12 protein-coding genes are annotated in these 13,102 nt (G+C 39.6%); 6 read left to right on the top strand and 6 right to left on the bottom strand.

The genetic code is table 11. The annotated features are described in order from the left end of the window. Window positions 1-124: 124 nt before the first annotated feature. Window positions 125-1,261: a TDT family transporter gene (locus tag TOL5_RS00245; RefSeq protein WP_058967408.1), complete on the bottom strand. Its 1,137-nt coding sequence runs from the start codon at window positions 1,259-1,261 to the stop codon at window positions 125-127. A 208-nt stretch (window positions 1,262-1,469) separates the two neighbouring features. On the opposite strand from TOL5_RS00245, the gene ribF reads away from it, so the two are divergent. The 4 genes from ribF (at window position 1,470) to TOL5_RS00225 (ending at window position 6,384) form a co-directional block, all read left to right on the top strand. Further along, complete coding sequence (gene ribF, locus TOL5_RS00240; protein ID WP_009585409.1) at window positions 1,470-2,471, top strand: riboflavin biosynthesis protein RibF; 1,002 nt, start codon at window positions 1,470-1,472, stop codon at window positions 2,469-2,471. A 62-nt stretch (window positions 2,472-2,533) separates the two neighbouring features. Next, window positions 2,534-5,374 (top strand): isoleucine--tRNA ligase, encoded by a 2,841-nt coding sequence (ileS, locus tag TOL5_RS00235; protein WP_004825775.1) that lies wholly within the window; start codon window positions 2,534-2,536, stop codon window positions 5,372-5,374. Beyond that, window positions 5,367-5,906, top strand: a complete 540-nt coding sequence (lspA, locus tag TOL5_RS00230; protein ID WP_004825774.1) for a signal peptidase II — start codon at window positions 5,367-5,369, stop codon at window positions 5,904-5,906. Before ileS ends, lspA begins: the two co-directional genes overlap by 8 nt. Next, entirely contained in the window at window positions 5,899-6,384 is a 486-nt protein-coding gene (locus TOL5_RS00225; RefSeq protein ID WP_100886207.1) for an FKBP-type peptidyl-prolyl cis-trans isomerase, read from the top strand. The genes lspA and TOL5_RS00225 overlap by 8 nt, the downstream gene beginning before the upstream one ends. Window positions 6,385-6,456: 72 nt before the next feature. Here TOL5_RS00225 and TOL5_RS00220 read toward each other — a convergent pair whose 3' ends face one another. Then, window positions 6,457-7,146 carry an aspartate/glutamate racemase family protein gene (locus TOL5_RS00220; RefSeq protein ID WP_005034947.1) on the bottom strand — a complete coding sequence of 230 codons (690 nt, stop codon included), beginning with the start codon at window positions 7,144-7,146 and terminating at the stop codon, window positions 6,457-6,459. 313 nt (window positions 7,147-7,459) lie between these two features. Between TOL5_RS00220 and TOL5_RS00215 the strand changes: the two genes are divergently transcribed. Beyond that, window positions 7,460-8,380 (top strand): LysR family transcriptional regulator, encoded by a 921-nt coding sequence (locus tag TOL5_RS00215; RefSeq protein WP_046760230.1) that lies wholly within the window; start codon window positions 7,460-7,462, stop codon window positions 8,378-8,380. Between the two features lie 54 nt (window positions 8,381-8,434). Here the strand turns inward: TOL5_RS00215 and TOL5_RS00210 are convergent, their stop codons facing one another. Further along, entirely contained in the window at window positions 8,435-9,178 is a 744-nt protein-coding gene (locus TOL5_RS00210) for a sulfite exporter TauE/SafE family protein (protein ID WP_004825767.1), read from the bottom strand. Between the two features lie 207 nt (window positions 9,179-9,385). Between TOL5_RS00210 and TOL5_RS00205 the strand changes: the two genes are divergently transcribed. Then, on the top strand, window positions 9,386-10,765 hold the full coding sequence (locus TOL5_RS00205; RefSeq protein ID WP_046760228.1) for a glutamine synthetase family protein: 1,380 nt from the start codon (window positions 9,386-9,388) through the stop codon (window positions 10,763-10,765). A 137-nt stretch (window positions 10,766-10,902) separates the two neighbouring features. Here TOL5_RS00205 and TOL5_RS00200 read toward each other — a convergent pair whose 3' ends face one another. The 3 genes from TOL5_RS00200 to TOL5_RS00190 are packed head-to-tail and all read right to left on the bottom strand — an operon-like array spanning window position 10,903 to window position 12,960. Further along, window positions 10,903-11,280 carry a surface-adhesin E family protein gene (locus TOL5_RS00200; protein ID WP_005034942.1) on the bottom strand — a complete coding sequence of 126 codons (378 nt, stop codon included), beginning with the start codon at window positions 11,278-11,280 and terminating at the stop codon, window positions 10,903-10,905. Between the two features lie 56 nt (window positions 11,281-11,336). Next, a complete protein-coding gene (locus tag TOL5_RS00195) occupies window positions 11,337-11,627 on the bottom strand; it encodes a chorismate mutase (protein ID WP_004825764.1) in 291 nt (96 codons plus the stop codon). Further along, complete coding sequence (locus tag TOL5_RS00190) at window positions 11,605-12,960, bottom strand: hypothetical protein (RefSeq protein WP_121774683.1); 1,356 nt, start codon at window positions 12,958-12,960, stop codon at window positions 11,605-11,607. The genes TOL5_RS00195 and TOL5_RS00190 overlap by 23 nt, the downstream gene beginning before the upstream one ends. Between the last annotated feature and the right edge of the window lie 142 nt (window positions 12,961-13,102).

Here is a 13,102-nt window from a genome sequence, read left to right as displayed (position 1 = left end):
GATTTATATCAAACGGCTTAGCATTAAAAAAGCCGTACTGTTTTTTTATATCCTGTACGGCTTGGTTTTGCTAAAAAAATCTAATTTTTTTATCTATTGCTATGTCTATGTCAACTCATCATTTTTAAGCTTGCTCTCGCTCCAACCATGCTTTTAAACAAGGTGAAAAAAACAAATTGCCTTGATAAATACCTTGTAAGGTTTTGACCATAACCATTAGCCAAAGCATCATGAGAATTGCAGCAAATGCTAAACCTGTATCGACAATAAAATTAACCTGTAACTGATGCCCTACATTCAATATCGCTAAAGTAAAGACGCCCAATGGAAAGGTTAATCCCCACCAACCTAAGTTAAAAGGTAATTCTGTCGCAGCGTGCTTCAATGTGGTTAAAACAGCTATTGCAAACCACCACACACCAAAACCCAGTAACATAAAACTTGCGACAATACCTGCGTTTTGAAAGAACACACCGAGGCTTTCTAAGTGGATCAAAGTCAAAACTTGAGGTGCTTGAGCACCTAAAACCAAGAGTGCCAATGCGCCAGTACCAATTGGTCCTAAAGCCAACCAACCTGTGATTGCCAATTCTTTGCTTGGTAATTTATGTAATGCCAGACGCAACATCAAAATCGTCAGGATCCCAAACGCTGGCAATACAGACATCCCCCACAGCATATAACTGGCGAATAAAATACCGATAGCCTGCTGACTCGCTTCCATATGCGCTAACAACAAACCACCTGAGGTTGCTGCAACCTCACAGGCGACAATCGGCAACAACCACATTGCAGTCATTGTGTGCAATTGATGCTCTTGTTTATGGAACATACAAAATGGTACAAGAATCCCAATCCCTACCGCCAAAATGACATCAACAAACCATAACAGTTGTGCGATTTGGATTGCAGCATCACCGTATATTGCAATGCCATATTTTAAAAAGCCATTTAAAATCGTTGCCAAACCCATTGGAATTGCACCTAAAAAAAGTGCCATCGCAGGATGGGAAAAGATCTGCTTCGCTTCTTGAGGATAAATCAGCCAGCGCAGAACATAGAGCGTCATAAATGTGATAAATACCAGTATGTTAAATTGCCACAGCAAGGTTGCCAATTGCCACAAAAAATCTTGAGCAAATGGAAATTCAGGTAAAATGAGTGCCACAACGCCTGTCCCCATGGTCATGGTGAACCAATTTGGCGTAAACTGTCGGATCACATCTCGGGTTTGTTCGAGTTGGTAAAATGGCTTTTTCATCGCTTCATCCTCATTTCAGCAGATAAATTGATTATAAAAGCACTTTTTAATAAATAAAATTGATTTATTTTCATAAAATGAATCAATTTAACTGATATAAAAAATTATTCTCAATATTTTTTTTCTGGATAAAAACACAACAACAAGACGAAACTGTGAGATTATGGCAATATATAGTCCTTTCAAATTTTAAGCTTATTTTGAAACCATGCAGCTGTTACGTCTAAATGCCTTAGCACCAAATTTCCAATTGCCCCAAACCGCAGTGACGATTGGCAATTTTGATGGTGTCCATTTGGGACATCAAGCCATGGTTTCGCAACTGAAAGACGTTGCAAAAACACACAACTTAAAAACCTTGGTGATGATCTTTGAGCCTCAACCTTTAGAGTTTTTCAAAGGTTATGAAGCGCCCTCTCGCATCTCTTCACTGAGAGAAAAAGTCGAATATCTCACTGAGTTGGGTGTCGACTATATTGCGATTGCCAAATTTGATAATCAATTTCGCAGTTTAAGTGCCGAAAACTTCGCTGATTTATTAAAAAACAAACTCAATGCTCAAAGCTTGATCTTGGGTGACGACTTTCATTTTGGTAAAGACCGTCAAGGAAATAGCGAATTTTTAAAACAATACGGTTTTGATGTCACGAATTTAAAAACGGTTGAGTTTAATGGTGAACGCGTGAGTTCAACTCGTATTCGCCAAGTGCTTCATGCAGGTGATCTCTCACTTGCTGCAAAATTATTGGGTCGTCCCTATAGCATGATTGGCCGTGTGCAATACGGTGATCAAATTGGTCGCACCTTAAACTTCCCCACCATTAATGTCCGTGTTGGGCGTCATAGACCTTGTTTAAGTGGTATCTATGGCGTAGAAGTGATTTGTGAAACGACCTCTTTAACAGAAAAGGTTAAAGCGGAATCCCCAGATAAAAAAGGCATCCTTGGCTATCACACCGATGCTTTATATGGTGCGGGTCATGTAGGCACACGCCCTGCAATTAAGCAAGAGCACCCAGAATGGCGATTAGAAGTACATTTTCCTGATGTTTCTGCTAATCTGTATGGTCTGTTGATGCGAGTCACTTTCCTCGACTATTTACATGGTGAATTAAATTACCCATCTCTTGAAGCGCTTCAGGCGGGGATTGATGATGATGTCGAACGATTGCTTGAGTTTCGTAAAAACACCCCCAAATTTCCTTTTTAAACTTAATTTTTTATTGTAAAACGCGTCAGCAATGGTGCTGATAATATTGGATGACAACTTGCATGAGCGATAAGCAAACTTCTGAAAATGCAGTGGATTATAAAGCCACGCTAAACCTACCAGGTACTGAATTTGCAATGAAAGCAAATCTCGCAGTACGTGAAGCAAAATGGTTAGAAGAGTGGTATGCCGACAACATTTATCAGCAGATTCGTGCTTCGCGTATTGGTAAGAAAAAATATATTTTGCATGATGGTCCTCCGTATGCAAATGGTTCATTGCATTTAGGTCATGTGGTCAATAAAGTCTTAAAAGATATTATTGTAAAAAGCCGTACTTTAGATGGTATGGATGCACCCTATGTTCCGGGCTGGGACTGTCATGGTTTGCCAATCGAATTAAAAGTTGAAGAAAAAGTCGGCAAAGTGGGCGTGAAAGTTGATGCTTCAACCTTCCGTAAAGCTTGTCGTGAATACGCTTATACTCAAGTCGAATTACAGAAAAAAGACTTCATCCGTATGGGTGTGTTTGGTGACTGGGATAATCCATACCTCACCATGAATTTTAAGCAAGAAGCCGACATTGTCCGTGCCTTGGGTGAAATCGCCAAAGCAGGTCATATTGAACCGGGTTTAAAACCTGTGAACTGGTGTATGGACTGTGGTTCTTCACTGGCTGAAGCAGAAGTTGAATACGAAGATAAAAAATCGGATGCAATTGATGTCGGCTTTGGTGTGGTCAGCCTGACTGACTTATCTGAAAAAATTGGACTGACTGTTACTCATCCAACCGATATCGTGATCTGGACCACAACACCTTGGACATTGCCTGCCAACCAGGCGGTGGCACTGCATGCTGAAATCGACTATCAATTGGTTGAAGTACAATCTGAACGTGGTACTCAAAACCTCATCTTAGCCAAAGATTTGGTTGAGTCTGCATGTGAACGTTACAAGCTTGAAAATCCAAAAGTATTGGCTGATTTTGTTGGTGCAAAACTTGAGAATTTACAACTACAACATCCATTGATTACTGATCGCCAAGTGCCTGTCATCTTAGGCGAGCATGTTATTGCGACCAGTGGTACTGGTGCTGTACATACAGCGCCTGGACATGGTGTAGACGACTATAAAGTAGGTCTAAGCTATAACTTAAAAGTAGAAAACCCTGTAGGTGGAAATGGTGTCTACTTACCAACCTCACCGCTTTTTGCTGGTGAACACATCTATAAGGCAAATCCAAAAATCATCGAGACTTTATCAAGTATCGGTAAATTATGGGCGCATCTGCCAATTAAGCACAGCTACCCACATTGCTGGCGTCATAAAACACCGATTATCTTCCGTGCAACGCCTCAATGGTTTATCAGCATGGATGCAAATGGTCTACGTCAAGATGCTTTAAATGCCATCGAAAATGACATCGGTTTTGTCCCTGATTGGGGTAAAAACCGGATCAAATCTATGATCGAAGGTCGCCCAGACTGGTGTATTTCTCGTCAGCGTACTTGGGGTGTGCCAATCCCATTCTTTGTACACAAAGATACCAATGAATTACACCCTCGTACTCCTGAATTAATTGAAGAAGTTGCAAAACTGATTGAAAAAGAAGGGATTGATGGTTGGTATAACCGTGAAGCCAAAGAATTTATCGGTGATGATGCTGAACAGTACAATGCAGTCCGTGATACTTTGGATGTCTGGTTCGACTCAGGCACAACCCATTATGCTGTGTTACGTGAACGTGCAGAACTTGAAGACCCAGCAGATCTATACCTTGAAGGCTCAGATCAACATCGTGGTTGGTTCCAGTCTTCATTGTTAACGTCGATTGCGATTCATAAACGTGCGCCTTATAAAGCGTTGTTGACCCATGGTTTCACAGTAGACGAAAAAGGTCGTAAATTATCAAAATCATTGGGTAACTTTATCCCGCTTGAAGACATCATCAAACAGTTAGGTGCAGATGGCTTACGTCTATATGTTGCTTCAAGTGACTATCGTTATGAAATTGCGGCAAGTAATGAAATCTTTAGCCGTGTAAGTGATAGCTATCGTCGTATTCGTAATACTTTGCGTTTCTTGTTGGCAAACTTAAATGGGTTTAAACCATCAACAGATGCCTTGCCAGTTGATCAATTGATTGCCCTTGATCAATACATCTTACAACGTGCAGCTGATGTACAGAAAACCATTCAACAAGCTTATGAAGATATGAATTTCCATGTCGTGACCAATGCTTTGACGAATTTCTGTATCAATGACTTGGGTGGATTCTATTTAGACATCATCAAAGACCGTCAATACACCACCAAGGCTGATTCAGCAGCTCGCCATTCAGCACAAACTGCGTTGTATCATTTGGTTCAAGCCTTTGTTCGTTGGATGAGCCCTATCTTGAGCTTTACTGCACAAGAAGCTTGGCCGTTGATTCCAGAACAAACTGAAAAATATGTATTTACTGCAAATTGGTATGATATTCCAGTTGCATCCAATAGCAACTTGATCTCTGAAGCGGATTGGCAGACTTTGATTGAAGTTAAATCTGCGGTCAATAAACAGATTGAAGCTGCGCGTAATGTGAAACTGATTGGTAGTAACCTGTCAGCTAAGGTTGAACTTTGGGCAAATGCGGATCTACAAAAAGTATTGAACCAATTGGGTGATGAACTTCGTTTTGTCTTAATTACCTCACAAGCCATTGTTTATGATTATGCTGAACAAGGTGAAGCAACGGATATTGAAGGCTTACGAGTTAAGGTTTCGGCGGCTGAAGGTGAGAAATGTGCACGTTGCTGGCATGTACTTCCAGATGTAAATACACATCTTGAACATCCAGGTCTATGTTCTCGTTGTATTATCAACCTTCCTACAGGTCAAGGCGAAGAGAGAAAATATGCCTAATCCGCAAAATAAAAAGGGCTTATTCCAGTTTTATCCTCATAATTTGATGTGGCTTGGACTGTCTGTCCTTGCCATTATCATTGACCAATGGACAAAAAACATTGCAAGTACACATTTGACTTATGCTCAGCCTGTACCTGTACTGCCTTTTTTGAACTGGACATTACTGCATAATTACGGCGCAGCATTTAGCTTCTTGTCCGATGCAGGTGGATGGCAACATTATTTATTTACGGGACTGGCGGGTATCGTCTCTATCGTCTTTATTTTTTGGCTGATGCGTATGCCAAAAACAACACTGATTTTACCTGCTGCAATCGCATTGATTCTTGGTGGTGCATTAGGCAATTTGATTGATCGTATGACACTGGGTTATGTGGTTGATTTTATTCATTTGCATTATCAAGGAAGTAGTTTTCCTGCATTCAATATTGCAGACAGTGCGATTACCCTCGGTACCATTTTATTGTTAATTGATACCTTCTTTTTAGAAAAGCATCGTATTCAACGTGCGGAAGCGCAAAATGACTGAACAAATTATTAATCCCAATGACGAAACACGTATTGCGGATGGATCAAAAGTAGAACTGCACTTTTCTGTTGCGATTGAAAGTGGTGTTGAAATTGATAATACCCGTAGCCGTGAAGAACCTGTCAGTTTAGTTATAGGTGATGGCAGCTTATTACCGGGGTTTGAAAAAGCCTTATTTGGTCTGCGTGCTGGTGACCGTCGTACTGTCAGCTTACCTCCTGAAGATGCTTTCGGTCCGTGGAATCCTGAAAACGTACAAAAGTTTGATACGGTAAAATTCGAACAGCGTCCTGTAGAAGGACATATGATTGAGTTTGAAGATAAAGCCAAACAAAGCCTATTTGGTGTGGTTAAAACTGTAGGTGAAGACATCACCGAAGTCGATTTTAACCATCCACTTGCAGGTAAAAATATTACCTTTGAAGTTGAAATCTTCAAAGTTACCCCTGCGGGTCAGCAAGGTGTGAAAATCATGTAAGCCTTTGCTGATAGCAATATTAAAGCTCCATCTGGAGCTTTTTTATTGATACCCATACTGCGTTTTAAAAGCTCACGACAAAGCAAAATCCACAGCAGCTTGTGTATGGATCGATGTTGTATCAAATAGTGGAACAGAAAACGGAGTGTCTCCAATCAGCATACAAATTTCTGTACACCCCAAAATAATTCCTTCTGCACCCTCTAATATGAGTTGCTCAACAATTTGGATATATTTCTGACGAGATAGTTCATTAATCACGCCTAAACACAATTCATCATAAATAATATCGTGAACAATCTTTCGATGCGCTTGGTGAGGTATGAGTACATTGATGCCTTGCTGTTCCAACCGCTGCTTATAGAAATCTTGTTCCATGGTAAATCGAGTACCTAACAAACCGACTTTGCGAATGTTCTGATTTAAAATTTCTTTCGCTGTCGCATCCGCAATGTGAATGAAAGGAATAGAAATCGAGTGCTCAATATAGGACGCAACTTTATGCATGGTATTGGTACACAGTAAAATGCCCTCTGCCCCTGCTTGCTCCAACTGAACGGCCTTCTCTTTTAAATATATTCCTGCATCCTCCCATAAGCCTTGGCGCTGTAATATTTCGATTTCAGCAAAATCAACACTGATTAAAACGACTTTCGCAGAGTGTAATTTTCCTAATTTTTGTTGCACGCTTTTATTCAACTGTTGGTAGTATAAATCTGTAGACTCCCAACTCATCCCACCCAATAAACCAATCGTTTTCACTGTTTTTGCTCTCTAAGATTTTTTATCTATTCTAAGGTCTGTTGATATTTCATCAATGGATTGCGTTTTGGGCGAGGACAGAGCAAATAAAATAATGATCAATATAATTCAATGGAGGTCTTAAAGCACCTGTATTCACCATGACAATCATTTAAAATATCTCGACACTCTCATCCAATACGATCGTGATCACGCTATCATTGTTTCAATTAAAATCTCGCCTGATTGATTCCAGAAACAATCGCTACGATAGCGTATATTTGTATGATGATTCAGCTATACTTTCATCTTATTTCAGCCTTTCATGATTCGCATGCGCCTAGACTTCTTCGATTTGCAACTCTTTATCAATATCGTGGACACAGGAAGCCTGACCAAAGGTGCTGAACGTTCGTCTATTTCATTGCAAGCAGCAAGTGAACGCATTAAAAAACTTGAACAACACTATACAACTCGCCTTTTTACTCGCCACGCCTCAGGTGTCAAACTGACCATCGCAGGGCAAACTTTTGCAGAACAAGCTTTAAGGTTGATCCAACAAGCTAAACAGCTTGAACAAGCCATGTCACCCTATACACAGGGACTCAGTAACCATATGACCTTATGGTGTAATTCGTCTGCGCAAAGTGAATATTTACCGCTACTTTTACCTCAATATTTAGTTGAAAATCCACAGATCCAGATTGATCTACGAGAAGCAGAAAGCAATGAAATTATTCAAACAATTGAAAAAGGTAATGCGAAATTAGGCTTAATTTCAAGCTTTTTTAATCACCATCAGTTGCAAACACTCGAGTTTTCAGATGATCCATTGGTGCTGATTTGTCCAGCCAATCATGAGCTTGGGCAACAGCAACAACTCAAGTTGATTGATGCGATGAATTATCCATTTGTGGGTTTAATGCAATATCACTCACTCCAACAATCTATTGAAAATCAAGCAAAATTACTTAATTGTGCCATTCAGTATCGTTTGAGATTACCAAATTTTGCCGCAATTGCTCAGGTGGTCGCTAACGGCGTCGGGATTGCAATTATGCCAAAGCGTGCTGCAATCCGGTTAAATCAGCATTATCCATTTCATCAAATCGAATTGGTGGGCGAATGGGCAAAGCGCCAATTACAATTGGCTGCACAAAATTTTGATGAGCTTCCTACAGCCTACCAACATTTTGTGCAATTTTTAATTTCACAAAAAACTAAACTGATTTTGGATGAGATGCCTCAGCCTTAAATTGAACGAGTGCATGTTGAGCTCGGCAGCTCAAAAAGTCATTGGAAAAGACACTTACAGCACGCCAAATTGATGTAATACAGAATACAATCCAAAAATCACCAAACCACAAAAGAAAACTTTACGGAATTTTTGCTCTGGAATTCGATGACGAATTTTTGTCCCCACCCACATGCCGAGTAATGATGGAATCAACGCAATCAGTGATAATTTATAGTCAATCGGGGTATCTTCAACAGGATTCTGATGTAGGAAAACGGCAAGGCATATTGTTGAAACAGTAAAAGCTAAACCTAAAGACTGTACCAAATCATCACGCTTTAAATGCAAAGATTGCAAATAAGGTACAACTGGAATCACTACAACACCTGTTGCAACAGTCAAAGCACCGCCTAAATATCCAATGATTGGAGAAAGCCATTTTTCATGTGGAGCAAGATTTGGCATTCGCTTGGCAAATAAGCCGTAAAGCCCATACAAAGCCAACATTGCGCCTAACAGTGCCTCACTATGAAAGCTACCATGAGAATGCCCTAAGGTCGGGAAAATGCTCCAGATCGAGCCAACAATAATCCCCAATAACAAAGGATAAAAACGACACACCAATCGCCACACATTGCCCTCAGCAAATAATTGCCAAAAATTGGTGACCATTGAAGGAATAATCAGCAGTGTCGCAGCTTGGAATGGGCTGATGACTAAACTCAATAAACCCATCGATACCGCAGGTAAACCTAGCCCAATCGTTCCCTTAATCATCCCTGCAATTGCAAACACACCTATGACAAATCCCATCATGTCGCTATACCTCTCTATGCTGAGGTCATGCTACGCCAATCTGTAGATTTGAAATATCACTGTTTTTAGGATAGAGCCTCAATTAAATATTGAGGCTCTATCCTCACGGACAGACTTTTTCTCAGACAAAGAATTTACGATCATTTTACGTTACTGCTCAACCCAAGCTTTCTATACTTTTTCCATCCCATTTTGGATGTATTGACCATGAATATGCCGATTGCCAGTTCTACAAAAATTTTCCCCACAGCATTATTATGTGAGCATCAGGACAACAATGATTTTTATCTCGAAACGCAACGATACTTAGAAAGTTATCCAGAAACACGTTTTATTGATATTTGCTTACATGATTTGAATGGGCATATTCGTGGGAAACGTATTGAGGTGAATGCACTCCACTCACTGTACAAAGGTTGTTATTTCCCACTGTCGATTTATGCAATGAATTTAAATGGTCAGGTGGTGGAAGAAAGCGGTTTAGGCAAATATATCGGAGAGCCTGACCGCTTATGTATACCCGTTTTAGGCAGTTTAAAACCTTGTGCAGATCAGCCCACCCAACATGCTCAACTGTTATTAAGTATGCAGTCGGATGATGGCTCAGACTGTATGTTAGAACCGCGTAATCTACTCAAAAAAATCTTAACTACACTGCACCAAATGCATTACTTTCCTGTCATGGCAGGTGAAATCGAGTTTTATTTATCAAATCAACAACAAGATAATCAAGCCCATCAAACCCAATGTTTCGATGTAGATACACCACATGATTTTCATCGTATTCTTCAACACATTGAGCTTGAAGCAAAGCGCCAAAATATCGAGCTCACCGCAATTGTGGCTGAAAGTGCTTCTGGACAATTTGAACTGAATATTCAGCATAGCCACAATATTTTAAAACTCTGTGATGAGATCATGGCAATTAAACGCATGATTCGACAAATTGCTGTAGAGCACCATTTGCAAGCCAGTTTTATGGCAAAACCGAATATGTCCAAAGCAGGCAGTGGTATGCACTTTCATATGAGTCTACTCAACCAATGGCAAGAAAATATCTTTCAATTAGATGCAGCTAAAAAACCGAACCTGATCATGCAAAAAGTCATTGCAGGTTTAATTGATTTGATGCCTGCATCCATGGCGATTTTGGCACCCAATGTCAATTCCTTTCGAAGATTCCAATTTGGGCATCATGTACCGCTACAAGCAAATTGGGGATTGAATAATCGTAATGTTGCCATTCGCATCCCCTGTGCAGATCAAGACAATCAACGGCTTGAATATCGTGTTGCAGGGGCAGATGTCAATCCATATCTTTGTGTCGCAACCCTATTGGTCGGTATACTCCATGGGCTACATACCCCACTCGACTTACCCAAACCTAGCCCACAATTGCAGGGCATCGATACACCACATTTCTTACCGACCCATCAGCTTGAAGCATTGCAGTTGTTCGAAAAAAATGCTGTTTTTAAACAATATTTTGGTACAGAGTTCATGCAGTTGTGGTGTGCATGTAAAAGATTTGAATATCAAACCGTGATCAATAAAATTACCCAAACAGAGCTAGATTGGGGAATTTAATTACACACTCTAAAGAATATTGCCTTGCTTAGATCCATTAATTTTTTTGGATATTGATTCATAAAAAAATCCCTTTTTAAAAAAGGGATTTTTTTCAAATATACTGAAAAGTTAAAATGAATCCAGATTTTCTATGATTATTTACAGACTGATTGAAAGAAAGCCAAATTGATTTCATCATCATCCACCGTGCTAGGATCAGAAGCTTGATCATCTCGGTTAATCAATTCACCATTTTTTAAGTAATCTTCGACTAAACTAATGCTGGTCGTGCGCTCTACACAATGGTCTAAATTATGCGATAAAGTATAGTCACCTTTTTTCATTTCGAGCTCTTCATTATCGGCATCAGCAACAAACTTTGCCCAATAATCGACTGTTTTGCCTTTTTTCACGAGGCGATCCGTATCTAAATAAAAGCTTCCATCTGGATCTTTAATAATTAATTTCCAATTTTCCGCAAGTGCATACTGACTCAACATTGTTGTTATGCAGATTAAAATAATTTTTTTCATACCGTTCTCTAAAGTAAAATAAATGATGAAATATAAAACTTAAAATTCTTGCACAATTATGGGCGAATTTCTTTTAATTCTCGCTGAATAAAATGCTGAATCATTTCCCGATAAAGCATTTCGATCAAATCAGGATTCGTTCCAACATCAATGGCTTTTTGACGTACTTTATTAATCACCTGCTGTACACGTTCTGGTGACTGTACATCTTCCGCTGTACGTTTAAATCGAACCGCTTGATCCACATAATATTGGCGTGCTGCAATTAATTCAATCAATTCTTGATCCAAGTGATCAATTCGATCACGGACTTGTTCTAAAGATTCACACTTCTCTTTTTTGATCATTGGTTTTTTCTACATCCTGTGCTTCGCTCATGTGTTGAGCTCGTTCTAACGCATTTTCAGTTTTATATTTATGTTCTAACACATTACTAAAAATACTTTCAATCATCCAAACGCGATATAGACTATTAAATACGTAACGCTTTCCTTCAATACGCAATTCTAAAACTGGAAAATCGGGCTGATGCTTTTCAGCGCATTGCTGATCATTCACTTTTAATAAAGCTTCAACGTCAATCTCTGTTAATTTTTCGATTGCTAAGTCTTGCTGGATTTGCTGCAAGTGAGGTTTAAAGGACAAATCACGCCCTTTGGTCCACACAGCTTGCAATATGTCATACATGACATCTACGCGCTGTTCTTCGGGCACACTGTAATATAGCCGTGCCATATTTAAAGTGCTTTCAGCCGTTGGACGACAAAATGGTGTAAATTTCACTTCAGAACGCTTGGAAAGACGTGTTGCCAAACTCCAGTCAAAAGCATCTCGACCGTGATAGCTCAACGGATACAAATTCAATTGAATATTATAATAATTAGCAAGTTCTTCTTTAATATAAGCCAGCAATAACCAGCTGATTGGGTCTTCTAAAGCAATATATAAATCGAGTTCTGGGTGCATGGACTGGATTTCAGCAAGCTCTTCTGCATCACTCATCAAATGCTCACGCCATTCGATGTGATTGATTAAGAAAATCGGATTACCCGTCAATAATTTTTGTTGTTTTAGACGGCGAGTCAAACGCAATAAATCATCCACCGCATGATACTTTCGCCCACCAAATTCAAAATAGCTTTCTAAAATAGGGGTATGACTAAAAATGCGTTCAGGGAAATTTTGTGGTTTTTGGTGCTGACTCGCCATAACAAACAACGTTCGTAATTTTCCATACTGTTGTTGCCACAGCATATGAAAGACGTCTTCGAGTAAATAAAGAAAGTTCTGACCTGTAAGCGGTGTATTTCTCAGAATGATTTCTGCTTGTTTTAATGCTTCTGGAGAGGGTTGTTCTGGTTTTTCATCATCATAACTAAAACGGTGTTGGTTGGCTAAGATTTTGGCATCTTCTAAACAATAATTGCGCCATTCTTCTACCGTCATCCCATTGGGGGGTTCTGCCGATGTATTGGAAATAATCACCTTCAAGGGTTTTAAATCATCAGCTAAAATATCATCCAATTGCGTTAATTGTTGTACCGCAAGATAACTATACACATCATCTAAACGCAGATAGATACTCAGCCCTTGTTCCGTAGATAACACCTCTTGGCGAACCGGTTTTTGGTAAAACCAACTCGATCGGATTGGATCAAACCAACGGCGTAGCAGTGACATGGGAAGAGCCTCAAAATAAGCACTAAATAAATGAGAGAAAACTGACTGAAACTCGCTCAAGCATACCATTCATTCAATGAAGATGCTGAAAAAATTGATGCTGATCAGTCATAAGCAAATTTATAACAATTCGGTTCTGAAT

The organism is Acinetobacter sp. Tol 5, assembly GCF_019702905.1.
Classification (GTDB): Bacteria; Pseudomonadota; Gammaproteobacteria; order Pseudomonadales; family Moraxellaceae; genus Acinetobacter; species Acinetobacter bereziniae.
Note: the sequence above shows the minus strand (reverse complement) of the source record. Positions and strands in the feature narration are given on the sequence as shown.